This window comes from Rhizobium sp. P28RR-XV (genome assembly GCF_012641385.1).
Classification (GTDB): domain Bacteria; phylum Pseudomonadota; class Alphaproteobacteria; order Rhizobiales; family Rhizobiaceae; genus Rhizobium.
The window spans coordinates 614,710-638,667 of record NZ_JABAIG010000001.1 but is presented as its reverse complement, the minus strand read 5'-3'; the positions used below and the strand labels follow the sequence as shown (position 1 = coordinate 638,667).

24 protein-coding genes, 5 tRNA genes and 1 pseudogene are annotated in these 23,958 nt (G+C 59.0%); 13 read left to right on the top strand and 17 right to left on the bottom strand.

Annotated elements, in window-relative coordinates; translation table 11 throughout:
• The first annotated feature begins 11 nt into the window (after positions 1-11).
• Positions 12-1,331 (top strand): homoserine dehydrogenase, encoded by a 1,320-nt coding sequence (locus HGP12_RS03110; protein WP_168839065.1) that lies wholly within the window; start codon positions 12-14, stop codon positions 1,329-1,331.
• Positions 1,332-1,384: 53 nt separating this feature from the next.
• A complete protein-coding gene (recJ, locus tag HGP12_RS03105) occupies positions 1,385-3,190 on the top strand; it encodes a single-stranded-DNA-specific exonuclease RecJ (RefSeq protein ID WP_205926297.1) in 1,806 nt (601 codons plus the stop codon).
• Between the two features lie 61 nt (positions 3,191-3,251).
• Here recJ and HGP12_RS03100 read toward each other — a convergent pair.
• The 5 genes from HGP12_RS03100 to HGP12_RS03080 form a co-directional block, all read right to left on the bottom strand.
• Positions 3,252-3,326: transfer RNA gene (locus HGP12_RS03100), tRNA-Glu, on the bottom strand.
• Between the two features lie 140 nt (positions 3,327-3,466).
• Positions 3,467-3,541 (bottom strand) — tRNA-Glu (locus HGP12_RS03095).
• A 98-nt stretch (positions 3,542-3,639) separates the two neighbouring features.
• A tRNA-Glu gene (locus HGP12_RS03090) sits at positions 3,640-3,714 on the bottom strand.
• Between the two features lie 171 nt (positions 3,715-3,885).
• A complete protein-coding gene (locus HGP12_RS03085; protein WP_168839064.1) occupies positions 3,886-4,680 on the bottom strand; it encodes a hypothetical protein in 795 nt (264 codons plus the stop codon).
• Between the two features lie 202 nt (positions 4,681-4,882).
• Entirely contained in the window at positions 4,883-5,323 is a 441-nt protein-coding gene (locus HGP12_RS03080) for a VOC family protein (protein WP_168839063.1), read from the bottom strand.
• A 197-nt stretch (positions 5,324-5,520) separates the two neighbouring features.
• Here HGP12_RS03080 and HGP12_RS03075 point away from each other — a divergent pair, with 197 nt between their 5' ends.
• The 3 genes and pseudogenes from HGP12_RS03075 to HGP12_RS03065 all read left to right on the top strand — a co-directional run.
• Positions 5,521-6,099 (top strand): cold-shock protein, encoded by a 579-nt coding sequence (locus tag HGP12_RS03075; protein ID WP_092715668.1) that lies wholly within the window; start codon positions 5,521-5,523, stop codon positions 6,097-6,099.
• A gap of 13 nt (positions 6,100-6,112) precedes the next feature.
• On the top strand, positions 6,113-6,613 hold the full coding sequence (locus HGP12_RS03070; RefSeq protein ID WP_409526812.1) for a DUF192 domain-containing protein: 501 nt from the start codon (positions 6,113-6,115) through the stop codon (positions 6,611-6,613).
• A 151-nt stretch (positions 6,614-6,764) separates the two neighbouring features.
• Positions 6,765-7,049: pseudogene (locus HGP12_RS03065) on the top strand (transposase); the annotation flags it as partial.
• 44 nt (positions 7,050-7,093) lie between these two features.
• Here the strand turns inward: HGP12_RS03065 and HGP12_RS03060 are convergent.
• The 5 genes from HGP12_RS03060 to HGP12_RS03040 form a co-directional block, all read right to left on the bottom strand.
• A tRNA-Arg gene (locus tag HGP12_RS03060) sits at positions 7,094-7,170 on the bottom strand.
• A 91-nt stretch (positions 7,171-7,261) separates the two neighbouring features.
• Positions 7,262-7,567 (bottom strand): ETC complex I subunit, encoded by a 306-nt coding sequence (locus tag HGP12_RS03055; RefSeq protein ID WP_168839060.1) that lies wholly within the window; start codon positions 7,565-7,567, stop codon positions 7,262-7,264.
• Between the two features lie 174 nt (positions 7,568-7,741).
• Positions 7,742-7,818 (bottom strand) — tRNA-Pro (locus HGP12_RS03050).
• A gap of 255 nt (positions 7,819-8,073) precedes the next feature.
• Positions 8,074-8,235: a hypothetical protein gene (locus HGP12_RS03045; RefSeq protein ID WP_168839059.1), complete on the bottom strand. Its 162-nt coding sequence runs from the start codon at positions 8,233-8,235 to the stop codon at positions 8,074-8,076.
• A 90-nt stretch (positions 8,236-8,325) separates the two neighbouring features.
• Positions 8,326-8,934, bottom strand: coding sequence for a LysE family translocator (locus HGP12_RS03040; RefSeq protein ID WP_168839058.1), 609 nt, complete (start codon positions 8,932-8,934; stop codon positions 8,326-8,328).
• A 104-nt stretch (positions 8,935-9,038) separates the two neighbouring features.
• On the opposite strand from HGP12_RS03040, the gene HGP12_RS03035 reads away from it, so the two are divergent.
• A complete protein-coding gene (locus tag HGP12_RS03035) occupies positions 9,039-9,506 on the top strand; it encodes an Lrp/AsnC family transcriptional regulator (RefSeq protein WP_409526811.1) in 468 nt (155 codons plus the stop codon).
• 118 nt (positions 9,507-9,624) lie between these two features.
• On the opposite strand, the gene HGP12_RS03030 is transcribed toward HGP12_RS03035, so the two are convergent.
• From HGP12_RS03030 to HGP12_RS03015, 4 genes are all read right to left on the bottom strand, one after another.
• Positions 9,625-10,398 (bottom strand): amino acid ABC transporter ATP-binding protein, encoded by a 774-nt coding sequence (locus HGP12_RS03030; RefSeq protein ID WP_168839056.1) that lies wholly within the window; start codon positions 10,396-10,398, stop codon positions 9,625-9,627.
• Between the two features lie 19 nt (positions 10,399-10,417).
• The gene (locus HGP12_RS03025; RefSeq protein ID WP_168839055.1) at positions 10,418-11,572 is read right to left on the bottom strand and encodes an amino acid ABC transporter permease; all 1,155 of its coding nucleotides are present in this window, start codon (positions 11,570-11,572) and stop codon (positions 10,418-10,420) included.
• A 1-nt stretch (position 11,573) separates the two neighbouring features.
• Positions 11,574-12,767, bottom strand: a complete 1,194-nt coding sequence (locus tag HGP12_RS03020; protein ID WP_168839054.1) for an amino acid ABC transporter permease — start codon at positions 12,765-12,767, stop codon at positions 11,574-11,576.
• A gap of 97 nt (positions 12,768-12,864) precedes the next feature.
• Positions 12,865-13,890, bottom strand: a complete 1,026-nt coding sequence (locus HGP12_RS03015) for an amino acid ABC transporter substrate-binding protein (protein ID WP_168839053.1) — start codon at positions 13,888-13,890, stop codon at positions 12,865-12,867.
• Positions 13,891-14,261: 371 nt separating this feature from the next.
• Here HGP12_RS03015 and HGP12_RS03010 point away from each other — a divergent pair, with 371 nt between their 5' ends.
• Positions 14,262-15,452 (top strand): cystathionine beta-lyase, encoded by a 1,191-nt coding sequence (locus HGP12_RS03010; protein ID WP_168878673.1) that lies wholly within the window; start codon positions 14,262-14,264, stop codon positions 15,450-15,452.
• Here HGP12_RS03010 and HGP12_RS03005 read toward each other — a convergent pair whose 3' ends face one another.
• Complete coding sequence (locus HGP12_RS03005; protein WP_168839051.1) at positions 15,453-16,616, bottom strand: FAD-dependent monooxygenase; 1,164 nt, start codon at positions 16,614-16,616, stop codon at positions 15,453-15,455.
• A gap of 28 nt (positions 16,617-16,644) precedes the next feature.
• The gene (locus tag HGP12_RS03000; RefSeq protein ID WP_168839050.1) at positions 16,645-16,890 is read right to left on the bottom strand and encodes a zinc-finger domain-containing protein; all 246 of its coding nucleotides are present in this window, start codon (positions 16,888-16,890) and stop codon (positions 16,645-16,647) included.
• Positions 16,891-17,091: 201 nt separating this feature from the next.
• On the opposite strand from HGP12_RS03000, the gene HGP12_RS02995 reads away from it, so the two are divergent.
• Complete coding sequence (locus HGP12_RS02995) at positions 17,092-17,877, top strand: alpha/beta fold hydrolase (RefSeq protein WP_168839049.1); 786 nt, start codon at positions 17,092-17,094, stop codon at positions 17,875-17,877.
• 98 nt (positions 17,878-17,975) lie between these two features.
• On the opposite strand, the gene HGP12_RS02990 is transcribed toward HGP12_RS02995, so the two are convergent.
• The gene (locus tag HGP12_RS02990; RefSeq protein WP_168839048.1) at positions 17,976-18,776 is read right to left on the bottom strand and encodes an enoyl-CoA hydratase-related protein; all 801 of its coding nucleotides are present in this window, start codon (positions 18,774-18,776) and stop codon (positions 17,976-17,978) included.
• A 76-nt stretch (positions 18,777-18,852) separates the two neighbouring features.
• Here HGP12_RS02990 and cysE point away from each other — a divergent pair, with 76 nt between their 5' ends.
• From cysE to clpA, 5 genes are all read left to right on the top strand, one after another.
• The gene (gene cysE, locus HGP12_RS02985) at positions 18,853-19,716 is read left to right on the top strand and encodes a serine O-acetyltransferase (protein ID WP_168839047.1); all 864 of its coding nucleotides are present in this window, start codon (positions 18,853-18,855) and stop codon (positions 19,714-19,716) included.
• 125 nt (positions 19,717-19,841) lie between these two features.
• A complete protein-coding gene (locus HGP12_RS02980) occupies positions 19,842-20,045 on the top strand; it encodes a DUF3126 family protein (protein WP_112340852.1) in 204 nt (67 codons plus the stop codon).
• A gap of 350 nt (positions 20,046-20,395) precedes the next feature.
• Positions 20,396-20,761, top strand: a complete 366-nt coding sequence (locus HGP12_RS02975) for a phasin family protein (RefSeq protein WP_168839046.1) — start codon at positions 20,396-20,398, stop codon at positions 20,759-20,761.
• A 291-nt stretch (positions 20,762-21,052) separates the two neighbouring features.
• On the top strand, positions 21,053-21,406 hold the full coding sequence (gene clpS, locus HGP12_RS02970; RefSeq protein WP_069612294.1) for an ATP-dependent Clp protease adapter ClpS: 354 nt from the start codon (positions 21,053-21,055) through the stop codon (positions 21,404-21,406).
• Between the two features lie 10 nt (positions 21,407-21,416).
• Positions 21,417-23,948: an ATP-dependent Clp protease ATP-binding subunit ClpA gene (gene clpA, locus HGP12_RS02965; RefSeq protein WP_168839045.1), complete on the top strand. Its 2,532-nt coding sequence runs from the start codon at positions 21,417-21,419 to the stop codon at positions 23,946-23,948.
• Positions 23,949-23,958: the final 10 nt, after the last annotated feature.

Sequence of the window (23,958 nt, the reverse complement as noted above, 5' to 3'; positions counted from 1 at the left end):
AGGAATTTTCCATGGCAGATGCCCTCAAAATCGGCATTGCGGGCTTGGGCACCGTTGGTGCTTCGCTGGTCCGCATCATCCAGAGCCGCGCTAACGAGCTTGCCGTTACCTGCGGTCGTCCCGTCAAGATCGTCGCCGTCACCGCGCGCGATCGCACGCGGGATCGCGGCATCGATCTTACCGATATCGAATGGTTCGGCGGTCCTGTCGACCTCGCGCAGAAGGCCGATATAGACGTCTTCGTCGAGCTGATCGGCGGCTCCGAGGGCGCTGCCAATGCTGCCGTGCGCGCGGCGCTTGCACGCGGCCTTCATGTCGTCACCGCCAACAAGGCGCTGCTTGCCTATCACGGTGTCGAGCTCGCGCAGATTGCGGAAGAGAAGGGCGCCCTTCTCAATTTCGAGGCTGCTGTTGCCGGCGGCATTCCGGTCATCAAGGCGCTGCGTGAATCGCTGACCGGGAATACCATTTCCCGCGTCTATGGCATCATGAACGGCACCTGCAACTACATCCTCACCCGGATGGAGAAGGAAGGCCTGTCTTTCGCCGATTGCCTGAAGGAAGCGCAGCGTCTCGGCTATGCCGAGGCCGATCCGGCCTTCGATATCGAAGGCAACGACACTGCGCACAAGCTCGCCATCCTGACGACGCTCGCCTTTGGCAATCGCATCGCGGCCGACGACATCTATCTTGAGGGGATCACCAACGTCTCCATCGAGGATATCCGCGCCGCTGCCGATCTCGGCTACCGCATCAAGCTGCTGGGCGTCGCCCAGCGCACCGAAAGCGGCATCGAGCAGCGCGTGCATCCGACCATGGTGCCGCTTGATTCGGTCATCGCCCAGGTCGATGGCGTCACCAATGCCGTGGCGATCGAATCCGATATTCTCGGTGAACTGCTGATGGTCGGCCCCGGCGCCGGTGGCAATGCGACGGCCTCGTCCGTACTTGGCGACATCGCCGATATCGCCAAGAGCCGCCCGGGCGAGCAGCGCGTGCCGGTGCTCGGTCATCCCGCCAAGGCGCTCGAACCCTATCGCAAGGCGCAGATGCAGAGTCACGAAGGCGGTTATTTCATCCGCCTGACCGTTCTCGACCGCACCGGCGTCTTCGCAAGCGTCGCGACCCGCATGGCGGAAAACCATATTTCGCTTGAATCGATCGTGCAGCGCTCGAAGCAGCATCTGGCACCATCCGATCACCAGACGATCATCCTCGTCACCCATGCGACGACAGAGGATTCGGTGCGCAAGGCGGTTGCGGCAATCAAGAACGAAGGCTATCTCGTCGGCGAACCGCAGGTCATTCGTATCGAGCGGCCGAAAGAATAGGCTGATAACGGCGGCGCATCGCGCAAAGAAGCCGCCCTCAAATTCCAGGAGAGATGGTGGAGCAACCGGTCGATCCAGTTCAGCGGGCATTTCTGGGCGTGGAGCGCTCGGTGTTAGGCAATCGCTGGGTTTCCCGGCTCGATCAGGCTGGCCAGAACAGGGCGCTTGCCATTGCGCAGACGCATGGCTTGCCCGAGCTGATTGCCCGCGTGCTTGCCGGGCGCGGCGTCGGGCAAGACGAAGCCATGGCCTTCCTCGATCCGACCATCCGTGGCTTGATGCCGGACCCGCATCTGCTGACCGATTGCGAAAAGGCCGCGCAGCGTCTTCTGCATGCGGTCAGGAAAGGCGAGACCGTCGCGATCTTCGGCGACTACGATGTCGATGGCGCGGCCTCCTCGGCGCTCATCTATCGCTTCCTGACGCATTTCGGCGTTCCGGCCAGCATCTATATTCCCGATCGAATCTTCGAAGGCTACGGCCCCAATCCCACAGCCATCAATCAGCTCATCGACAATGGCGCGACGCTAATCGTCACGGTCGATTGCGGCTCCACCAGCTTCGAATCGCTTGACGCGGCGAGGGCGCGCAATATCGACGTCGTCGTGATCGATCACCACCAAGTGGCGCACGAGCTGCCGCATTGCCATGCCCTGGTCAATCCCAACCGTGAGGATGATCTGTCGGGGCAGGGGCATCTCTGCGCCGCCGGCGTCGTCTTCATGGTTCTGGTCGCGGCGCTGCGGCTGCTGCGCGAGGCCGGCGATTCCCGCGTGCGTTCGATCGACCTGCTTGCCTGGCTCGATATCGTCGCGCTGGCGACCGTTTGCGATGTGGTGCCGCTGAAGGGCCTCAATCGCGCCTATGTCGTCAAGGGGCTGATCGCCGCCCGTCATCAGGGCAATCTCGGGCTAGCCGCTCTGTTTCGCAAGGCCGGTCTCAACGGTCCCGTCTCGCCTTATCATTTCGGCTTTCTGATCGGCCCGCGCATCAATGCCGGCGGCCGTATCGGCGATGCCGCGCTCGGCGCTCGGCTGCTGACGCTGGACGATACCAGCGAGGCGGAAACGATCGCCGCGAAGCTCGACGAGCTCAATCGCGAAAGGCAGGCCATGGAGGCCGCCATGCTGCAGGAAGCCGAGGCCGAGGCGCTGGCGGAATATGGCAATGGCGACGGCGCCTCCGTCGTCGTTACGGCGCGCGAGAACTGGCATCCGGGGATCGTCGGCCTCATCGCCTCGCGCCTCAAGGACAAGTTCCGCCGCCCGGCCTTTGCCATCGCCTTTGATCCGACCGGCAAGGGCACGGGCTCCGGCCGCTCCATCAATGGTTTCGACATGGGGCGCATGGTTCGCGCGGCCGTCGATGCCGGCCTGCTGGTCAAGGGGGGTGGCCACGCCATGGCCGCCGGCCTGACGGTGGAACGAAGCAATCTCGGAAAGCTGCGGGCTTTCTTTACCGAAAAGGCGGAGAAGCAGGTAGCCGGGCTCGTTGCCAACGAGACATTGAAGATCGACGGCGCGCTCGGCGCAAGCGGCGCGACCGTGGAGCTCATCGACAGGCTCGAGACGGCTGGTCCCTATGGCTCGGGCCATCCGCAGCCTGTCTTCGCCCTGCCGAGCCACAGGCTGCGCGATTCCCGTCTTGTCGGCCAGTCGCATATCAAGATTACGCTCGAGGCGCAGGATGGCGCCCGGGTGGACGGTATTGCCTTCCGTGCGGCTGAGACGCCTCTGGGCGAGCTGCTGATGTCCTCCCGCGGCGTGCAGATCCATGTTGCCGGCACGCTCGGGGCCGATCACTGGCAGGGAAGCCGACGCGTGCAGCTTCGCGTCACGGACGCGGCAAAAGCTCTGTGAAATAAATCATCCACAACGTCGCTTAAAGAAGCAAAATCAACGATTTCGAGGGGAGGGACAGTGGCACGCCCTAGGGGAGTCGAACCCCTCTTTACAGAATGAAAATCTGTCGTCCTAACCGATAGACGAAGGGCGCGTGCTGTGGCGCCCTTATAGTCAGCACCCTTCATTCCCGCAAGCGGAAAAACGAGAAAAATCCCAGAAAAATCCCAGAAAAATTCATGACTAGACAAGATTTTTCGAGGTGATTGTGGAAAACGTTGTGCCATCGCGATCTGGTACGCCCTAGGGGAGTCGAACCCCTCTTTACAGAATGAGAATCTGTCGTCCTAACCGATAGACGAAGGGCGCATGCAGCACACTTTTGCGCGACATGCTGTAAATAGGAATAGCCTATTGCATCCGCAAGCGGTAGCTCAATGAATGTATAATGGGAAGAAGAACAACAGTGGCACGCCCTAGGGGAGTCGAACCCCTCTTTACAGAATGAAAATCTGTCGTCCTAACCGATAGACGAAGGGCGCGTGCGCTGTTGTGTGGCGCGCTTATAGCGGGGTGATTTCATTCCTGCAAGCGGCAATTTTGCTTTTTTGTGGAAAAAATGACAGATGGGTGAAGCGACCGGTCTTCTCGAATAATCGAGCCTTAACAGGGCTTTGCGGCGATATCGAAGGCGTCCTGGAAACAGGGGCTTCCTACTGGCCGTTGGCGCCTTGCACCGGCTGTACCATCAGCTTGCCGTTCTGAGGCTGGTTCTTCGATGCGACGAACTGCGCCAGGATCGCTGCCTGTTTGCTGTTCAACACGCGGACGTTAGGGTTCGGTGTAGCCACGACGCCCGAGGGTGCCGCCTGCGCAGCCGGCTGCCCCGAATTCGCTGCGGGAGGGCTTGCATTGCGGATGACGGGCGGCGGCAGCATATCGGCCGAGGTGCGGCCGTTCGGCACGCCTGTGGCGTCCATAGCCTGCGGCTCCGTGGTCTGCATCGCTGTCGGCGGCGTGCTGTAGACGCTGTGCATCATCGGCGTGATGGCTTGTGTGCCGTCGGGCTGCGTCTTGGCAAGCGTCCCGTCCGGGTTGACGGCGATCGGCGGCGGAGCTGAAAAGATGCTGCTTCTGTTCGCATTGACGCCGGTCGGCTGTGTCACCAGGCCGGCAATGCCAGTCTGTCCTTCCGCGGGAGCTGCCGTCGGGGCGGGATAGAACGCTTGATTCTGCTGGGCGACGATCTGCTGGCGCGTATCGTTGACGCTATGCACCAAAGGGTCGCGATAGGTGCCATCCGCCTTGCGTCGCCGGGCGTCGGCCCTGTTGTTCATGTCGGCCGCAAGCTGTTCGGCCGCCGTCGGTTGGGCGGCGGGCGCCGCTTCCGATGTCTCTACCGGCTTCTTGGCCGTGGTCGCGCAGCCCGCGATCATCACAAATGACGCGATGACGGCAATAGTGCTTGCTAGCTTCTTCCCGCCGTATAAAATCTGCTGATCGCACATGGGACGTTCCCTGCAAGAGGTTTGCATCGGAACGGCCTCCTGCGAGGGACGATGATACCGCACGGGTCGACTGGGAACGATAACCGCGCGATATCCGATGCATGATGCTTCGAGTCGTCCAAGCATGCCGGAGGATGGGCATAGGCGGCAAGCGCGAAACGGATGGCTCCGCGCGTGCCGTAAGCCTCGCGAAAGCTTGCGCCTACCAGGAGCCGGTATTGGGCATCGAGGACCAGGGCTCGGCGGACGGAAGATTGTCGCCCTTCTGCAGGATTTCGATGGAAATGCCGTCCGGAGAGCGCACGAAGGCCATGTGACCGTCGCGCGGCGGGCGGTTGATGGTGATGCCATTGTCCATGAGCTTCTGGCAGGTCGCATAGATGTCGTCGACTTCATAAGCGAGGTGACCGAAATTGCGCCCGCCGCTATATTCCTCCGGGTCCCAGTTATAGGTCAGTTCCAGGCTGGGGGCACCGTTGCTGCGAGACGATTCGGCATCCTCGCCCGCTGCAAGGAACACGAGTGTGAAACGGCCTTTCTCGTTCTCGTAGCGGCGGGTTTCAGTGAGACCGAACAGGGTGCTATAAAAATGCAACGAGGCGTCGAGATCGGTGACGCGGACCATCGTATGGAGATAACGCATTCTATTTCCTCTCTTAATGTTGAGCTGGCCGGATCTTCGATCGAGGCACCAGCTTCGCGCAAGTCTTGGAGCGGTAATCTTAGGGTGGGAATAAACGAAAACTAGGACTTGCGCTTTTCCGTTACCAAGATGTTAATCTTGATATCAGGGAATCAGTTAACCGTAACAGTGTGACGCGTAATCGAGGGCTGGCTAGGATGGGTGACAGAATTTCATCGAAGGGAGTTGACGACTTCGAGGAGATGTCGGGCGATACCGTCGAGCTCATCGAAATCTCAGGCGTCGTCAAGTGGTTCGATGTCGCCAAGGGATTCGGTTTTATCGTGCCCGACAACGGCATGCAGGATGTCTTGCTGCATGTAACGTGTCTGCGCCGTGATGGTTATCAGACGATCCTTGAAGGAACCCGCATCGTCGCGCTGATCCAGCGCAGGGAGCGTGGCTATCAGGCCTTCAAGATCCTCTCCATGGATCAGTCGACCGCAGTGCATCCCTCGCAGATGCCGCCGGTGCGCACGCATGTGCAGGTGACGGCGACGAGCGGCCTGGAGCGCGCACTGGTCAAGTGGTTCAACCGCACCAAGGGCTTCGGCTTCCTGACGCGCGGTGAGGGCACCGAGGATATTTTCGTGCATATGGAAACGCTGCGTCGTTTCGGCCTGGCCGAGCTGCGGCCGGGGCAGGTGGTGCTCGTCCGCTTCGGGCCAGGCGAAAAGGGCCTGATGGCGGCGGAAATCCATCCGGATGCGCCGAGCCCGGTTACGCGGCCGCATTGATATGAACAGAGACATGTTTGTTCGAGTTCTGAGAAGCGCCATTTTGGCGCTTTTTCTCGTTGGGGCCATGGCCCCGTCTTCCTTCGCGGCGCAAACCGCGGGACAGCAGTTGATGGCCTTCGATTCGGAGCCGCTGACGATCGCATCGGCCAAGGGCCAGACACATAAATTCACCGTGGAGCTGGCGCTGACGCCGGCGCAGCTTGAATATGGCCTGATGTATCGCGACAAGATGCCGGCCGACCACGGAATGCTGTTTGCTTTCGGCGCGCCGCGGCCGGTCATGATGTGGATGAAGAACACCGAGCTGTCGCTCGACATGCTCTTTCTGGACCAGAACGGCACCATTACGCATATCCAGGAAAACGCCGTGCCCTATTCCGAATCGATCATCAATTCCGGCGGACCGGTCGCCTATGTGATCGAATTGAACGGCGGAATCGTTAGGAAGCTCGGCCTTGCCGTCGGCGACAAGGTGACGAGCGCCACGATCTCGGCAAAGCTCGGCAAGTAGCGCGTCTTCGATACATGGCGATCTGAAGGCCACGGCGGTAGGGGCAGGGTCGGCCAGCGCTATCGTCGTCGCAATGCCGATTCACTACCGGGCACGAGGTTGTCACCCATGTCTTAGGGACAAACTGTTACCTATGTCTTCGGTATGGACAGTCTACGCGGCCTCGCCACGCCCCTATGAGGGACTGCCCGAGATCAGCTATCCCTTCCACGACCGCGATGCCATCGTCACCAACTGCGGCCGTCTGTGCATCCATCGCAAGAAGATCAACATCTCGACCGTCATGGCCGGCCAGAGGCTCGGAATCAAGGAAGTCGACGACGGTATTTGGCTCGTCAGCTTCATGCATTATGATCTGGGATATATCGATCTGGAGCAGAGAACTTTGCAAACCATCCACAACCCGTTCGGCACGAGGTTGTCACCCATGTCTTAGGGACAAACTGTTACCTATGTCTTCGGTATGGACAAGAAAGATTTTGGCGACCCCTGCAGGATTCGAACCTGCGACCACCTGCTTAGAAGGCAGGTGCTCTATCCAGCTGAGCTAAGGGGCCTAGGGCCAAGCCGCAAGTCAATTGCGGCCGCCAACTCATGCCTGAAACCGCCGTCAAACTCAATGGGCGGCGGCCTCAATAAACGCCGTCCTCAGTGAGTCCAGGGCTGGATGCGTGTAAAGCGAAAATTGTCGGAATAGGAAACAACCTGTCGAATCGCATCCTTCGGAGCAATGACGCGATAGTCGATGCCGTTACGCTGGGCATAGGCCTCAGCCTGTTCCTGGGTATCGAACGTCAGCTTGAGCTGCTGGCGCGTATCGGCCGAAGATGTATAGCCCATGATCGGATCGATCTTGCGCGGGGTCTCCTGATCGAACTCCAGGACCCAGATATTGGTCTTGGCCTTGCCGGATTGCATGGCGGTCTTTGCGGGACGATAAATCTTGGCAGGCATTGCTGCAGCGCCTCCGAATAAAGCGGGAACTCCCGCTTTTGCTTCCTTTGCCGTTGCGCGACCCATACAGGCCGCGCGAACACGACTTTTGCTTAGCCGCGAATCCCTTTGTTTTCAAGCGAAAAGGCGATCCGCATGAGCATGGATTCGTCGATATGAATGGGGATTTAAAAATGGTCGGAGTGGAGAGATTCGAACTCCCGACCCTCTGGTCCCAAACCAGATGCGCTACCAGACTGCGCTACACTCCGTACCGTCACGCATGGTCTTCAGAATGCCGGCCTATGCCGAAAGATCATGCTTCAAGTTCCTGTACCGCCTGACATCTGCCTTGCGGAACGAGTGGGGAGATACACGGTTCATCTTCCTGCTGCAACAGCTAAAATCATGCAAAACGCATTCCGTGCGAAGCGACCTTCATCAATTTGGGGAAATGGCTCCAGGAGCCATGCAGCACAAACAGCGTATCGTGCGTCTGCTCCCGTGTGCCTTGATTTCAGTAATCCCTAGTTCGCCGCTCGCGGCCAGCCCGCGGCGTCCGAAGGTCTTGTCGCATCGACCGTCATCTGGATGAGATCGTAGCCGAACATCGATCCGGCCAGTTTGATGGCGATGATGGCTGCACTCAAAAGCGCCAGCCCGCCGATGATTCTATCGCTTTTCTTCACGGCCCGCTTCCCCTGACGTCTCGTGAATGCCGCGTTATTCACGGCGGCAAAGAGTATATCGGGTTTTATGCGAAGCGCTACGGGGCTTACTCACGCTGCCAATCGCGAGGCCGCAATCAGGAGAAGACAGCCTGCGATGCCCTCGGTCCAACGCCGGTGGCGATCGCTGAAGCCGTTGCGCGATCCGATCGTTGCAAGGACGAGGCTGAGGAGGACATTGACGGCCGCGCACAGCCCGATGAATACGGATGATAGCAAGGATGCCTGCAGCGCTATGTTTCCATCGTGGTTGATGAACTGCGGCAGGATGGCGAAATAGATCATCATGCCCTTGGGGTTGAGGACAGAGGTCAGAAAGCCGCGCCGAAATCCACCTGTCGCAATTCCGGATACCGCCGTGACCTCGCCAGCCTTCAGTGAGGAGCTTATGAGGCGGGCTGCGAGGTAGGCGAGATAAGCGATGCCGATCCAGCGCAGCAGCATGAACAGGAGAGGAAAGGCGGCGATGATGGCTGCCACGCCGAGGGCAGCCAGCGTGGAATGGACGATGTAGCCGATGCAGATACCGGCCGTCGAGCGTAGTCCGGCGATGGCGCCGCCGGAGATCGTCTGCGATGCCACAAACAGTATATCCGGCCCGGGCGTGCAGATAAGAGGCAGGACGGTGGCCGCAAAAAGAAGAAGATTGGCGTTTTCCATGGATGGAAGCCTAGAGGCTTTCCGACGCAATTGGCTTGCAAAAATGCTAGTTTCTATCTGATAATTGGCATTGAAATTCAAAAAATCTATTTTATCGGTGGAGAATGCCAATGCGGCTGGACGAGATCGACAAGCGCATCTTGCGCGCGCTGCAGCGCGACGGGCGGATGCAAAATGTAGAGCTGGCAAAAGAGGTCGGGCTTTCGCCATCGCCTTGCCTGCGGCGTGTGAAGCTCCTGGAGGATGCCGGCATCATCGATCGCTATGTGGCGGTGCTGAACTCGGTCAAGGCCGGCTTGCCGCTGTCACTGTTCGCTCGCGTCTGGCTGACGGCACAGGACGCCGAAACGATCGATCGCTTCATAGCGGCCATGAAGAAACTGCCCGAAGTGATGGAATGCTACATCATGCTTGGCGAAAGCGATGCGCTGCTGCGCGTCGCCGTGTCCGATCTCGATGACTACAGACAATTCCAGTCCACGCATCTGACGAAGGTCAACGGCATCCAGAACGTCAAGACCGACGTGCCGAGCCAGATCGTCAAACAGACCTATGCTTTGCCCTTGCGCTGACAGGCTTGCCTCGCAGCCTGTGTCGCGAGGGCTAGACATGAAAAACCCGCCGGCTGCGATGCAGCGGCGGGTTTTTCTGGTCGAACTGTTGCTAGATTAGAGCGTGATGCATCCGGCTCTAGTGCAGGATCTGGCTAAGGAACAGTTTGGTGCGTTCATGCTGCGGATTGTCGAAGAATTCCTTCGGCGAATTCTGTTCGACGATCTGGCCCTGGTCCATGAAGATGACGCGGTTGGCGACCTGGCGGGCGAAGCCCATTTCATGGGTCACGCAGAGCATGGTCATGCCTTCTTCGGCAAGGCCTACCATCGTGTCGAGCACTTCCTTGATCATTTCCGGGTCGAGCGCGGAGGTCGGCTCGTCGAACAGCATGATCTTCGGGTTCATGCAAAGCGAGCGGGCGATTGCCACGCGCTGCTGCTGGCCGCCGGAAAGCTGGCCGGGATATTTCTTTGCCTGTTCGGGGATCTTGACGCGCTTGAGGAAGTGCATCGCAATTTCTTCCGCCTGCTTCTTCGGCATCTTGCGCACCCAGATCGGCGCCAGCGTGCAATTTTCCAGAATGGTCAGGTGCGGGAAGAGATTGAAGTGCTGGAACACCATGCCGACTTCGCGGCGCACTTCATCGATCTTCTTCAAATCGTTCGTCAGCTCCACGCCGTCGACGATGATCTGGCCTTTCTGATGCTCTTCCAGGCGGTTGATGCAGCGGATCATCGTCGATTTGCCCGAGCCGGAAGGGCCGGCAATGACGATGCGCTCGCCGCGCATGACCTTCAGGTTGATATCGCGCAGCACGTGGAAATCGCCATACCACTTGTTCATGTTGATCATGTCGACCGCGACTTCAGTCTCGGAAATGGTCAGTTTTTTCGGTTGGGCGTCAGCCATTTTCTATTTCCCTCAATTTTTATCGCTTGTGGCCAGTGTCGAGATGGCGTTCCATGAAACCTGAATAGCGCGACATGCCGAAGCAGAACAGCCAAAATACGAATCCGGCAAATACCAAACCCGTGATTGGGGTCACTGCGCTTGCCCATGTGGCATCCGAGAAATTCTGACGGACGATGCCGAGCAGATCGAACATGCCGATGATCGCCACAAGCGACGTGTCCTTGAACATGCCGATATAAGTGTTGACGATGCCCGGGATGACCAGCTTGATCGCCTGCGGCAGTACGATCAGCCGCATCTTCTGCCAGTAGCCGAGGCCGAGCGAATCGGCCCCTTCGAACTGGCCCTTCGGTATTGCCTGGAGACCGCCGCGAATGACTTCCGCCATATAGGCCGAGGTGAAGATCGCAACGCCGACCACGGCACGCAGCAGCTTGTCCACCGTCCAGCCCTGCGGCATGAACAGCGGCAGCATGTAGCTCGCCATGAACAACACCGTGATCAGCGGCACGCCGCGGATAATTTCGATGAACATCACGCACAGCATGCGAAGGATGGGCAGTTTCGACCGGCGTCCCAGCGCAAGCAGGATGCCGAACGGAAAGGAGACCGCGATTGCGACGAAGGCAATCACCAGCGTCACCAGCAGGCCGCCCCATCTCTCCGTTTCCACGGTCTCGAGGCCGAAGCCGCCATGGAGCAGGAAGAACGAGATAATCGGCAGCACGAAGAAAGCCAGGATCGCATTCAATCCTTTCCTGGGAACCGATGGTATCAGGAGCGGCGCGAAGGCAATGATCGTCAGGATGATGACGAGTATGGGCCGCCAGCGTTCGTCCGGCGGATAGAGACCGAACATGAAGATGACGAATTTCGCGCGGATGAAGGCCCAGCAGGCTGCATTCCACCCATCCGGCTGGGTTCCGCCTTGAACGGTCGTGGCGCAGAATGTGCGGTCGGTTCCGCTCCAGACGGCATTTATGAAAAGCCAATTGACCAGATGCGGTATCGCCCAGGCAAGCAGGGCAATGGCAAGAACAGTCAGAACCACGTCCTTCGGTGAGGCAAAGAGGTTCTTTTTGATCCAATGCCATGCGCCTTTTTCGCCGGCCGGTGCGGGTTGCTGCGACAAAAGGGTCTTGCTGACGAAGCTTTGATTTGGATTCGGCATCTTATCTCTCCACCAGAGCCATCTTGGCGTTGAACCAGTTCATGAACAGCGAGGTTACGATGCTCAGGGCGAGATAGATGATCATCCATATGATGACGACTTCGACCGCGCGGCCGGACTGATTGAGGATCACGCCGCCGACGGCGACGAGATCGGCATAGCCGATGGCGATGGCGAGTGACGAGTTCTTGATCAGGTTGAGATATTGGCTCGTCAGCGGTGGAATGATGATGCGCATGGCTTGCGGGATGACCACAAGCCTGTTGATCGCCGAAGCGCGCAGGCCGAGCGCCCCCGCCGCTTCCGACTGACCTTTCGCTACGCCACGAATGCCTGCGCGCACGATCTCGGCAATATAGGTCGCGGTGTAAAGAGACAGCGCCAGAAGAAGCGCGAGGAACTCCGGTCCCACGACGAAACCGCCCGTCAGATTGAACTTGCCAGCCACGGGATAGTCGAATGAGAGCGGCAGGCCGGCCGCGAGGAAGGCCAATAGCGGCAGACCGATCAATAGGCCGATCGATACCCAGATCGTATGGAATTGCTGGCCCGTCGTCGCCTGGCGCTTATGTGCCCAGCGCGCTACGAAAAACACCACGGCGATGGCGACCAGGAAGGCGACGCCGACGGTCCACATGCCCGTGCCAAAAATCGGGCTGGGGAAGGCGAGACCGCGATTGCTGAGATAGGTGGAGAATGGCAGGTGCACGGCGTCTCGAGCCTGTGGCAGCAGAACCAGAACGCCGCTGTACCAGAAAAAGATGACGAGCAGTGGCGGTATGTTGCGGAAGAGCTCGACATAGGCCTGTGAAAGTTTTGCAATCAGCCAATTGTGCGAAAGCCTGCCAATACCGATGATAAAGCCGACGATCGTTGCGAAGACGATGCCGACGGCTGAAATAAGAAGCGTATTCAGCAGGCCGACGAGGAGCGCCTGGGTATTGGTGGAATCGCTCGAATAGGGAAGCAGCGCCTGTCCCAGATTGAAGCCGGCGCGACCTTCGAGAAAGCCGAAGCCGAAGGAGCGGTTCAATGCGTGCAGATTGTCGATCGTATTCTCAACGATGAACCAGCAGATACCCGCCAGAATGATGATCGTGATGGCCTGATAAAACGCCCCCCTGACTTTGGGGTCGTATAGCGCTGCCGATAGGGATGAGCGCTCGCCTTCAGGCGAATTGGTAGTAATTGCCATACAGAATTTTCCCCAATGTGCCTGTTTCAGGCTTGTTTTCTTGAGGTGAGAAAGGCGGCTTGCCGCCTTTCTCCGAGAGTTGGGCCGTTCGCGTGACTTAGCGAACCGGCGGTGCGTACTGGATGCCGCCCTTGTTCCACAGAGCGTTGAGACCGCGAGCGATCTTCAGCGGGCTGCCTGCGCCGATGTTGCGGTCGAAGACTTCGCCGTAATTGCCGACGCCCTTGATGACATTGTAGGCCCATTCGTTGGTGAGGCCCAGGTCGGTGCCGATCGTGGAGCCCTGTTCGACGCCGAGGAAGCGCTTGATATCAGGATTTGCCGAACCCTTCATCTCGTCGACATTCTTCTGCGTGATGCCGAATTCTTCGGCATTGACAAGCGCATAGGCGGTCCAGCTGACGATGTTGAACCACTGATCGTCACCCTGGCGAACCGCCGGGCCAAGCGGCTCCTTGGAGATGATTTCAGGCAGAACGACGTTGTCGTCCGGGTTCTTCAGCGTCAGACGCAGCGAATAGAGGCCGGACTGGTCGGTGGTGTAGACGTCGCAACGGCCGGAATCGTAGGCGGTGTTGACTTCCTCGAGCTTGTCGAAGACCACCGGATTGTACTGCAGGTTGTTGGTCTTGAAGTAGTCGGCAAGATTGAGTTCCGTCGTCGTGCCGGACTGGACGCATACGGCGGCGCCGGAGAGTTCGAGAGCCGACTTCACGTTCAGTTCCTTGCGAACCATGAAGCCCTGGCCGTCATAATAGGTGACGGGGCGGAACTTGAGACCAAGCGCGGTGTCGCGGTTGATGGTCCAGGTGGTGTTGCGCGACAGCACGTCGATTTCGCCGGACTGCAGAGCCGTGAAGCGGTCCTTGGCGCTGAGAGGGGTGTATTTAACCTTCGTCGCATCTCCGAAGACGGCCGAAGCGACGGCCTTGCAGAAGTCGACGTCGAAACCGGCCCAGTTACCGGATGCGTCAGGCTGTGCAAAGCCGAGAAGGCCGGTATTCACGCCGCATTGAACAAAGCCCTTGGCCTTCACGTCGCTCAGCGTCGAGGCCGAAGCGCCCGATGCGGTGTAGGCCAATGCTGCGACTCCGAAGAATGCGGAGAGAGCAAACTTTTTCATTTTCCCTACCTTTGTCTATTTGTCTTATAGTTAAAATGTAATCGCTTCCGAAGCAGGTTCTTGGAGAACCACGTTCCTTCCCTTCCCGGTGCGAGTGGTCCTATCACAGTCGCAAATGGTGTAACGGTCAAGAGATCGCCTCAATAATTGCGGATTTATTCGGCATTTTTGCCCTTCGAGGCTGAAAAAATGGCGTTTGACGCCAAAATAGGCGGCATTTTGCCGAAAAACTGCGCGAAATTGGAGTTTTTTCAATAGTTTCGTTATTTTAGCCTTCGAATAAAAAGCACTGCGGAAAGGATCGGGGTTGACCCCACCGGACTTGCCCGCCACAAATCCGGTTTCCTACAGCGCCAAAGGCATATCCGGACATGAAAGACAAAGACACATTCCTGCAGAACGCCGGCATCAATACGCGTTTATCCCACATCGGCAATTCGCCCTTCGATTTCCACGGATTCGTCAATCCGCCCGTCGTGCATGCCTCCACGGTGCTGTTCCCCAATGCGCACGTCATGGAGACACACGACCAGAAATACACCTATGGAACGCGCGGCACGCCGACGACGGATGCGCTGTGCGAGGCGATCGATGCGCTGGAAGGGTCGGCTGGAACAATCCTCGTGCCGTCCGGGCTTGCGGCCGTCACCGTGCCGTTTCTCGCTTATTTGTCTGCCGGCGATCACGCCCTGATCGTTGATTCGGTCTACGGTCCAACACGCTTCTTCTGCGACACCATGCTGAAGCGCCTCGGCATCGAGATCGAATACTACGATCCCATGATCGGAGCCGGCATCGAACAATTGATCAGATCGAACACCAAGCTGGTTCACACCGAGGCGCCGGGTTCCAATACTTTCGAGATGCAGGATATTCCCGTGATCTCGGCGGCGGCTCACCGGCATGGCTGCGTGGTGACAATGGACAATACCTGGGCGACGCCGCTCTATTTCAAGCCGCTCGATCACGGCGTCGACGTTTCCATTCATGCCGTCACGAAATATCCGGCCGGCCATTCCGATATTCTGATGGGAACCGTTTCCGCCAATGCGGCGCACTGGAAGCAGTTGCTGGACGCGCACGGACAGCTCGGCATCTGCGGCGCGCCTGACGACGCGTATCAGGTGCTGCGCGGCTTGCGCACCATGGGCGTGCGCCTGGAGCGGCATCAGGAGAGCGCGCTTGCGATTGCCCAGTGGCTCGAGGGCAGGGAAGAGGTCGCGCGCGTGCTGCATCCGGCACTGCCGAGCTTTCCCGGCCACGAATTATGGAAGCGCGACTTCAAGGGTGCAAGCGGGATCTTCTCTTTCGTTCTCGCGGTCGACGATGCGCGGAAATTCAAGGCGAAGGCGCATGCCTTCCTCGATGCCTTGCGCATTTTTGGTCTCGGCTACTCCTGGGGCGGTTTCGAAAGCCTCGCCCTGCGGGTCAATCTCAACGACCGTCGCGTCACCAAGGCTCCGACGGAGGGTCCGGTCATCCGCCTGCAGATCGGCCTGGAAGACGTCGCCGATATCAAGGCGGACATTGAGAAGGGCTTCGCCGCAGCCAAGGAGGCTTGATCAGCCGATGGCGCGATAGCCGTAGATCCAGTCCATGTCCGCCGCAAGGCTTTGCGGCGGACGAAGCGAGAGAACGAGGTCGCGCGCCATCCGGATCGGCCCGCGGGCGTGATAGGCAAATTGATTGAAGGCGGCGCGCTGGCGCAGGCGGGCGATGCGCGGCGCTCGATGTTTCTCGTAGAGATCGAACGCTTCCGACGGCGGACGTGTCGCCAGCATGCCCGCCAGCTCGAAGGCGTCCTCGATCGCCATGGCCGCGCCCTGAGCCGCAAACGGCATCATCGCATGCGCGGCGTCGCCGATCAGGATCGTGTCGTTGCCGTTGTGCCAGCGGCCCGCACCCATCTCGTAAAGTGGCCAGAAGCTCGCCTGTTCCTGTCTTTCCAGCATGTGCAGGATCGTGTCGTTCCAGCCGGAGAAGCCGCGCAGCATACCCTCCCGTTGAGCCTTGCTGCCGGTGGCGTTCCAGTCATGGCTGGCGCTGCTGCCGGAAACGATCGCGACGATGTTGAATGCCGCATTTTCCCGGATCGGATAGCAAACGAGATGGCTGGAGCGGCCTAGAAAGGCCGTGACGCTGGTGCGGTTCAGGATCGCCGGCGCGGATGCTTCCGGAATCGTGAAACGCCATGCGATATTTCCGGAAAAGAGCGGCAAGGGGGCGCCAGGCACAAGGGAGCGTGTCTTCGACCAGACGCCATCGGCGCCGATGATGAGATCAAAGTCGCGGCCAGCGATTCCATCCGGCATCGTTCGGTCTTCAATATCGATGCGCCGGCCAAGATGCAGCGTGCACAGCGCATTGGCGGCAACGGCATCGAGAAGCGCCTTTTGCAGCGTGGCGCGATGTGCCGTCCCGTAGGGCGCTCCCCACCGTTGCCTCGCAAAATTCCCGCATGGAACGGACGCGATTTGCCGCAGCGAGGAGCCGGATACCAGCTGAACCTCTTCAGGCTCCAGCCAGAGGGGCCGAAGCGCATCGAGCACGCCAAGCGTATCGAGGATGCGGGAAGCATTCGGGGATATCTGCAAGCCGGCGCCGACTTCGGTCAGCGCTTCGGCCTGTTCGAAAATGTCCGATTCTATGCCGTGTCTCGCCAGCGCCAGCGCTGCAGTCAATCCGGCTATTCCGGCACCGATGATGGCGGCTCTTTTGATCGGCATCGATTATGTCCGATCGGAATCGACGGTATTACGCCGCCTTGAAGTGGAAGACGCAGCCCGCAGGATTGGTCTGATCCGCCTTCAGCGACGGATTGTAGCGGTACAGCGTCGAGCAGTAGGAGCAGACCTTCTCGCTCTCGTCACCGATATCGATGAAGATATGCGGATGATCGTAGGGAATCGAGGCGCCGGTGCACATGAATTCCTTCACGCCGATTTCGATGACGCGATGTCCGCCGTCGTTCTGGAAATGGGGAATATTGTGGCCGGCCATGATGATCTCCGAATGCGTCCTGCCGTGAGCGGCATGAATGTTGCGCCAGACTTGGTAGCCCCTCTTTATAATCCTTCTTCCTGATTGTGTAGTGTGAAAGTCCGGCTTGATGCAGAGATTTTCGCACGCGCAGGGTTCATTTGATACTGCCGATAAAATATGGTCCGGCGCCAACGGAACCCAGCTTGCGAAGACGAAGCCATGAATTTGAATGCTCCTGCGATGTCCAATTTTGTCCGAGACGGACTGAAGCTCGCCTTTTTCGATGAAGGCGAGCCGAGCGGCCCGCCGGTGCTGCTGATTCATGGCTTTGCCTCGACGGCGATTGCGAACTGGGTCAATCCGGGCTGGCTGAAGACGCTGGGCGAAGCGGGTTACCGCGCGATCGCCATCGACAATCGCGGCCACGGCTTGAGCGACAAGCCTTATGACGCCGATGTCTACCACCCCTGGATCATGGCCGAGGATGCCGTCGCTCTTCTCGACCATCTCGGCATACCGGAGGCGCATGTGATGGGCTATTCCATGGGCGCGCGCGTTGCCACCTTCATGGCGATCGCCCATCCGGATCGCGTCCGCTCGCTGGTGCTGGGCGGTCTTGGTATCGGCATGGTCGAGGGGGTCGGCGATTGGGATCCGATCGCGGACGCGTTGGTTGCGCCGTCGCTCGATGATGTCACGCATGCGCGCGGGCGCATGTTCCGGGCCTTTGCGGAGCAGACGAAAAGCGACCGGCAGGCGCTGGCCGCCTGTATCCAGGGCTCGCGCGATCTGGCGGCGAGGGAAGATGTGGCAAGGATCGAAGCGCCGACTTTGATTGCCGTCGGCACCAAGGACGATATTGCCGGCTCGGGGCATGAACTGGCGGCGCTGATGCCGAACGCCGAGGCTATCGACATACCGAACCGCGATCATATGCTTGCCGTTGGAGACAAGGTCTTCAAGGCGGCGGTTCTCGAATTCTATCAGCGTCTCGACAAGCGCTAAGAGCATTCCCAGGAAAAGCGGCGGCGGGCCCGGAATGCGTCAGGAAACAAAAGGATGGAGCGGTTCCGCGATTCGAAGAAAAGCGGAAATGCTCGAGGTCACTTGCCGGTGAAATGGGGTTTCCGCCGCTCGGCAAAAGCAGCGCGGCCCTCGGCATAATCGGCGCTGTCGAAGGTCTCGGCGCCGATCACTTCCGCTTCGCGCAGCAGGTCGGGGTTCTGCTCGATGGCGGCACGGATCGCGAGCTTTGAGGCATGGAGCGCGATCGGCGCATTGGCGGCGATCGCGTGGGCGAGGGCGGAGACTTCACTGTCGAAAGCGTCCGCTTCGATTTCCTCCAGAAGAAAGCCGGCGGTAACCATTTTTTCGCTCGACATGGGCGCGCCCGTAAACAGCGTGACCTTGGCCATCTGCGCCCCAAGGGCATTGACGATATCCTGCACGGCATCGGCGGGATAGGCGATGCCGAGGCGAACGGCGGGTACGGAAAACCGGGCGCCTCGTTCGGCGATCCGCAAATCGCAGGCGGCCGCCAGCCCGAAGCCGCCGCCATAGCAGATGCCGCGGATTGCCGCGATCGTCGGCACGCGGCAATGCCGGATTGCCTCGAAAGCCTGGCTGTTCAACGCCTCGTAAGCGACTGCGGTCTCGGTGTTCTTGCGTACGCTATCGAATTCGCTGATATCGGCGCCGGCGGAAAAATCCCCGCCGCTGCCACGAAGGACGACCACATGTGCATGCGCTTCATCGGTCAGGATGCGCACGGCTTGCGGGATGGCACGCCACATGGCGGCGGTCACCGCATTCTTCCGGTCGGAGTTGCAGATGGTGATGGTGCCTATGGCATCGCTGCACGTCGCGCGGACGAGACCACCGGCAAAGTCATGCTCGAAATTCATGCGCGGCCAACCCATTTGTCTTGTGTGGCATTTAATCTATATAATGTATCCCTGACAGAAAATCGGGAGGCCGCCAATGGTCGCAGCAACGGACATTCGCCCGGTAGAGGGCTTAGGCGCGGTTAAGGTCATGGATCCCATCTGGGACAGCATGCGCGAGGAAGCTCGCGCCGCTGCCGAGCGGGATCCGCTGCTTGCCGCCTTCCTCTATTCGACGATCATCAACCATCGTTCGTTGGAGGAATGCGTCATCTATCGCATCTGCGAGCGCCTCGACCATCCGGACATGCAGGCCGTCCTCCTGCGGCAGACCTTCGAAGAGATGCTGACCGACTGGCCGGAGTGGGGATCGATCCTCCGCGTCGATATTCAGGCGGTCTACGATCGTGATCCCGCCTGCCTGCGTTTCCTCGAGCCCGTGCTCTATTTCAAGGGTTTCCACGCGCTGCAGACGCATCGTCTCGCGCACTGGCTCTACAATCACGGCCGCCGCGACTTCGCGCTCTATCTGCAGAGCCGTTCCTCCAGCGTCTTCCAGACCGATATCAATCCGGCGGCGCGCATCGGCAAGGGCATCTTCCTCGATCACGCCACCGGCCTCGTGGTGGGTGAAACCGCCGTGATCGGCGACAACGTCTCGATCCTGCACGGGGTCACACTTGGCGGAACCGGCAAGGAAGGCAGCGACCGTCATCCGAAAATCGCCCATGGCGTATTGATCGGCGCTGGCGCCAAGATTCTCGGCAATATCCAGATCGGCCACTGCTCGCGCATCGCCGCCGGCTCGGTGGTGCTGAAGGAAGTGCCGCCGAAGACCACGGTTGCCGGCGTTCCGGCCAAGGTGGTCGGCGAGGCGGGCTGTTCCGAGCCATCGCGCTCCATGGATCAGCTGCTCGCCGAACGAATGGTCGTCGACCAGATCATGGGCGCGGGCATCTAGGAAAAATTCAGCCTGACTTTCGGAGGCTTGCGCTGTCGCTGGACAGGTATGCGCGGTTCCGGTCTTTACACCGCCGCTTTTCCTATGCAAGAAGCGGCCAACCGAGATCCTCACGGAGAAGCATTGTGAAGCCTGAAGAAATCAAGAAGCTCGACGCCTATTTCAAGCGCACGTTCAACCCGCAGATGGTGGTGAAGGCCCGTCCGCGCAAGAACGATTCTGCGGAAGTCTATCTCGGCGAAGAGTTTCTGGGTGTCGTCTATATCGATGATGAAGATGGCGATCGCTCCTATAATTTCTCGATGGCGATCCTGGATGTCGATCTCTAATTTCGTCGATCTCGTATAGTGATTGAATATTCGGGCCGTATTTCATTGAAATGCGGCCTTTTTCTTTGGCAATTGCCCGTTCAATCATTCCGTAGCCGTTTTGAATCGCTGCAGCTTTTCCAGCCCAATTGCTAATATTTTGGCCAAAGCCTGTGGTTGCAAGGGCAATGATATATATTAGAAAAAACAGAATGATGCGGTGCACTCATCATCACTGACACTGCGTTGTCATCGGAAACGCAACCAAAGGGAGATATTGCGCCGCACAAGACTACTTGACTAATTGTGCGTCGCATTTAAGCTTTATCCTGTAAACCGGCCGCCGGCCGGCCAACAAGGGACGGAGAAGCATGTTTAATTTCGATGAAGCGAACAAGAAGGGCAAGGAAGCCATGGACACGGCGCTGAAGAGCTATTCCGATGTCACCAAGGGCTTTCAGGCGATTGCTGCTGAAGCCGCCGAATATTCCAAGAAGTCTTTCCAGGATGGCGTGACACACTTCGAAACGCTCGCCGGCGTCAAGAGCTTCGAAGCTGCCTTCGAATTGCAGAGCAGCTATGTGAAGTCTTCCTACGAAAACTTCGTCGCCGAAGCCACCAAGCTCGGCGAAATGTATGCCGATATCGCCAAGACCGCCTATAAGCCTTACGAAGCGCCCGTCGCGGCTGCGACGAAGGCTGCCGGTAAGGCAGCACCAACGGCAACCGCCGCTTAAAACTTTCGCCGAAAGGCAAAATTTCCGGAAAGACCGGCGACGCGGTATGCGTGGCCGGTCTTTTGCGTTTTGGCGCGCTGAACCGAAGTTGAGGATATGCAGCGACTTTTTTGGCCGCAGCCCGCTTTGTCAGCGAATTGTGATTGCAGTGTCCAGCAAGGGGCTTAAAATCACGCCAATATGAACTAAGTTAGAGGTTCGGATATCCGGCCCGACCAAGTGAAGAAAATAATCCTAGTTGCCAAGTCGGAATGCGATAGCTTGTGCCGGATGATTTGAGGAATGAATGAAATGATCGCTGAGCCGATCCGGATGCAAAACAACAGCGAAAGGAACGGGGACAACGGAAATCGCGGGACCTCGGTGATTACGCGCACCAAGCCCAAAACCAAGAAACCCAATCTATACCGCGTGCTGCTTCTGAATGATGACTATACGCCCATGGACTTCGTGATCCATATCCTGGAGCGTTTCTTTCAAAAGGATCTCGAGAGTGCCACCCGCATTATGCTTCATGTTCACAACCACGGCGTGGGCGAATGCGGGATATATACATATGAAGTAGCCGAAACGAAGGTGAGTCAGGTGATGGATTTTGCCCGGCAGCACCAGCATCCGCTGCAATGTGTTATGGAAAAGAAGTGAGGATCTGAACGTGCCAACATTTTCGCCTAGTCTTGAGAAGGCGCTGCATCAGGCACTGACCTACGCGAACGAGCGGCATCACGAGTATGCCACGCTGGAACATCTGCTTTTGGCGCTGGTAGACGACGCCGATGCCGCAGCTGTCATGGGCGCGTGCAATGTTGATCTCGACGCGCTCCGTAAGACTCTGACTGAATACGTCGATAATGAACTTTCCAACCTGGTCACGGGCTATGATGAAGACTCGAAGCCGACCTCCGGCTTCCAGCGCGTCATCCAGCGCGCCGTGATCCATGTGCAATCTTCCGGCCGCGAGGAAGTGACGGGCGCCAACGTTCTCGTCGCGATTTTCGCGGAGCGGGAAAGCCATGCTGCATTCTTCCTGCAGGAGCAGGAAATGACCCGCTACGATGCGGTCAACTATATCTCCCACGGTATCGGCAAGCGTCCGGGCTCTACCCAGACCCGCACGCCGCGCGGTGCCGAGGAAAGCGAATCCGAGAGCAAGCCGACCTCCCGCGGCGAGCAGGAGGAAGGCAACGGCAAGAAGCAGCAGGATGCGCTGAAGGCCTATTGTGTCAACCTCAATGAGAAGGCCAAGAACGGCAAGATCGATCCGCTGATCGGCCGTCACTCGGAGGTCAACCGCACCATCCAGGTGCTGTGCCGCCGTTCGAAGAACAATCCGCTCTATGTCGGTGATCCCGGCGTCGGCAAGACGGCGATCGCCGAAGGTCTTGCCAAGCGCATCGTCGAGGGCAAGGTTCCCGAGGCTCTGGCAGACGCAACGATCTTTTCGCTCGATATGGGCACGCTGCTGGCCGGCACCCGTTATCGCGGCGATTTCGAAGAACGCCTGAAGCAGGTCGTCAAGGAACTCGAAGAGTATCCGGGCGCGGTGCTGTTCATCGATGAAATCCACACCGTTATCGGTGCGGGGGCCACGTCCGGTGGCGCGATGGATGCTTCGAACCTGTTGAAGCCGGCGCTTTCCTCGGGTGCGATCCGTTGCATCGGTTCGACCACCTACAAGGAATATCGCCAGTTCTTCGAAAAGGACCGGGCACTTGTGCGCCGCTTCCAGAAGATCGACGTCAACGAGCCGAGCATTGAAGATGCCATCGAAATCATGAAGGGCCTGAAGCCCTATTTCGAAGAGTATCATCACCTGCGTTACTCGAACGACGCCATCAAGTCGGCTGTCGAACTGTCCGCTCGCTACATCTCCGACCGCAAGCTGCCGGACAAGGCGATCGACGTCATCGACGAAACCGGTGCCGCGCAAATGCTGCTGCCGCCGTCGAAGCGCCGCAAGCTGATAACCGAGCGCGAGATCGAGGTGACGATCGCCACCATGGCTCGCATCCCGCCGAAGACGGTTTCCAAGGATGACGAGATGGTTCTCGCCAATCTTGAACAGGAACTGCGTTCGGTCGTCTACGGCCAGGATACGGCTATCGAAGCGCTCTCGACCTCGATCAAGCTGGCCCGTGCGGGCTTGCGCGAACCGAACAAGCCGATCGGCTGCTACGTCTTCTCCGGCCCCACGGGCGTCGGCAAGACGGAAGTCGCCAAGCAGCTTGCCTCGTCGCTCGGCGTCGAGCTGCTGCGCTTCGACATGTCGGAATATATGGAGCGTCATACGGTTTCCCGTCTGCTCGGCGCACCTCCCGGCTATGTCGGCTTCGACCAGGGCGGCCTCTTGACCGATGGTGTCGACCAGCATCCGCACAGCGTCGTCCTGCTCGACGAAATCGAGAAGGCGCATCCGGATATCTTCAATATCCTGCTGCAGGTCATGGACCATGGCGCGCTGACCGACCACAACGGCAAGAAGATCGACTTCCGCAATGTCATCCTGATCATGACGACCAATGCGGGCGCTTCGGAAATGGCCAAGGCCGCCATCGGCTTCGGCTCGTCCAGGCGCACGGGCGAGGATGAAGAGGCTCTCAACCGCCTGTTTACGCCGGAGTTCCGCAACCGTCTGGATGCGGTCATTCCCTTCGCGCCGCTGCCGACGACTGTTATCCACAAGGTCGTGCAGAAGTTCATCATGCAGCTGGAAGCGCAGCTTTCCGAACGGAACGTTACCTTCGACCTGCACGAGGACGCGATCGCATGGCTGTCCGAGAAGGGCTATGACGACAAGATGGGCGCCCGTCCGCTGGCGCGCGTCATCCAGGAAAACATCAAGAAGCCGCTGGCGAACGAAATCCTCTTCGGCAAGCTGAAGAAGGGTGGCGTCGTCACCGTCACGGTCGGCAAAAAGGAGGACGGTTCCACCGGCATCCTGCTCGACGCGATCGCAGACACCGCTCCGATCCGGCCCAAACCGGAAGCCGAAGTCGGCGACGGGCCGGTCGAGGTGGAGGAGGATGACGGCGATACCGTCAAGACCCGGAGCCGCGTCGGCAAGGCCGGAACAGCAACCGATGCCCGCCGTTCCGCGAAGGCTTCGACATCAAGCGAAAGCGATGAGCCGGGAGGCAAGTCGCCGCGCAAGGGTGGCGGCGCGGTCCCGAAGGTTCCGCGCAAGTAATCGCCGATCG